The sequence below is a fragment of the Halomonas sp. 707D4 genome, from assembly GCF_024158685.1.
Classification (GTDB): Bacteria; Pseudomonadota; Gammaproteobacteria; order Pseudomonadales; family Halomonadaceae; genus Vreelandella.
On sequence record NZ_JAMZBD010000626.1, the window covers coordinates 1 to 1501 of the forward strand.

2 protein-coding genes and 1 pseudogene are annotated in these 1501 nt (G+C 68.2%); all 3 read right to left on the reverse strand.

Features of this window, described 5'->3' with window-relative positions:
- On the reverse strand, positions 1–497 hold a 497-nt coding region (locus BIS11_RS17335), incomplete at its 3' end, for an alcohol dehydrogenase catalytic domain-containing protein (RefSeq protein ID WP_253586694.1).
- A 21-nt stretch (positions 498–518) separates the two neighbouring features.
- Complete coding sequence (locus tag BIS11_RS17340) at positions 519–1289, reverse strand: glucose 1-dehydrogenase (protein ID WP_253421337.1); 771 nt, start codon at positions 1287–1289, stop codon at positions 519–521.
- A gap of 25 nt (positions 1290–1314) precedes the next feature.
- Positions 1315–1501, reverse strand: a pseudogene (locus BIS11_RS17345) (GntP family permease); the annotation flags it as partial.

Here is a 1501-nt window from a genome sequence, read left to right on the forward strand (position 1 = left end):
CTCTCGACCCCGCCCGCCACGGCGATACCGTGCAGGGCCACCGCCAGCGGCTCGGCCAGCGCCGCGCGCTCGAGGGGAAGCGACTCGGGCAGCACCCGGATCATGCCGGGCTCGACGTCCAGGTACTCGCTCATCCCGCCCTGGGTGTGCGGCCAGGTCGAGGCGGAGCCGAGGTACGCGCCCTGCGGCCACAGGTGCGGCTTGCCTTCGAGCCCGCGCTGGGAGACGCCGAAGGTGGCCGGGTGAAGCGTCACCGGCGTGCCGGGCGCCAGCTCGCCGCTCGGGTCGTGCTCGACCACGCCGGCCATTTCGTGGCCGGGCACCAGCGGTTCGCGCACCACGAAGGCGCCGTTGGCGCCTTCGTGGTAGTAGTGCAGATCCGACCCGCAGATACCGCCGAAGGCCATGCGCAGGCGAATCTTGCCGGGGGCGAGCTCCGCAAGGGGGAGGGTTTCTTCGCGCAGGTCCTGCTTGCCGTGAATGACGAGTGCTTGCATGGGTGTTTCTCCAGGCGGTGGCTACACGACCGAGGTCATGCCGCCGTCGACGAAAATGTTCTGTCCGGAAACGAAGCTCGACGCGTCGGAGCATAGATAGACCAGCGTGCCGATCAGCTCGTCGAAATGACCCCAGCGCTGGGCGGGGGTGCGTTTCTCGACCCACTGGTTGAAGGCCGGGTCCTGCCACAGGGCGGTGTTCATCTCGGTCTTGAAGTAACCCGGTGAAATGCAGTTGACCTGGATGTTGAAGCGCGCCAGATCCGCCGCCATGCCCTGGGTGAGCATCGCCACCGCGCCCTTGGTGGCGGAGTAGGGCGCGATGGTCTCGCGCGCCAGCTTCGACTGCACCGAGCCGATATTGACCACCTTGCCCGAGCCGCGCTCGCCCATGGCGCGGGTTACGCCCTGGGAGACGTAGAACAGGCTCGACAGGTTGGTGGCGACCAGCGCGTCCCAGTCGGTGGGCGCGAACTCGTTGAACGGCGCGCGCCGCTGGAGCCCCGCGTTGTTGACCAGGATGTCCGGCGTGCCGTATTGGGCGATCAGCGCATCGACCGCCGCCCGGGCGGCATCGGCATCGGTGACGTCGAAGCTCACTGCCTCGACGCTGGCACCGGTCTCCTCCGCCATGGCGCGGGCCTGCGCCTCGACCTGGGCCAGATCGCGCCCGTGCAGGATGACGCGCGCGCCCTGCTGGGCCAGGCCCCGGGCGAGGGCATTACCGAGCCCGCGCGAGGAGCCGGTGACCAGGGCCAGTCGGCCGTTTAGATCGAACAGTGATGGCGTCATGGGAATCTCCTTGCAAGCGTGAAGGCTAGAACAGCACGAAAATCAGGTAGGCAAAGGCAAAGCCCACCAGCGATTCGAGGGTCTGCTGCACCGTCCAGGTCTTGAGCGTGGTCTTGACGTCCATGCCCAGGAGCCGGCCGACCAGCCAGAAGCCCGAGTCGTTGACGTGACCGGCGAAGACCGAGCCCGCCGCGGTGGCCAGCGTGATCGCC